General features: G+C 29.4%; 1 pseudogene. It reads left to right on the top strand.

The window, feature by feature from the left end:
• Positions 1-677, top strand: a pseudogene (locus tag IDG60_RS19000) (DNA polymerase III subunit alpha); the annotation flags it as partial.

Here is a 677-nt window from a genome sequence, read left to right as displayed (position 1 = left end):
TAAACCGATTTTTGGTATGACAATATATGTGACAAATGGATTAAATACAGTCGAAACAGTTGTTCTAGCTAAAAATAATGATGGATTAAAAGATTTGTATCAACTATCATCGGAAATAAAAATGAATGCATTAGAACATGTGTCGTTTGAATTATTAAAACGATTTTCTAACAATATGATTATCATTTTTAAAAAAGTCGGTGATCAACATCGTGATATTGTACAAGTGTTTGAAACCCATAATGACACATATATGGACCACCTTAGTATTTCGATTCAAGGTAGAAAACATGTTTGGATTCAAAATGTTTGTTACCAAACACGTCAAGATGCCGATACGATTTCTGCATTAGCAGCTATTAGAGACAATACAAAATTAGACTTAATTCATGATCAAGAAGATTTTGGTGCACATTTTTTAACTGAAAAGGAAATTAATCAATTAGATATTAACCAAGAATATTTAACGCAGGTTGATGTTATAGCTCAAAAGTGTGATGCAGAATTAAAATATCATCAATCTCTACTTCCTCAATATGAGACACCTAATGATGAATCAGCTAAAAAATATTTGTGGCGTGTCTTAGTTACACAATTGAAAAAATTAGAACTTAATTATGACGTCTATTTAGAGCGATTGAAATATGAGTATAAAGTTATTACTAATATGGGTTTTG

The organism is Staphylococcus sp. EG-SA-2 (assembly GCF_017152085.1).
This window is presented reverse-complemented; position numbering and strand designations above follow the sequence as displayed.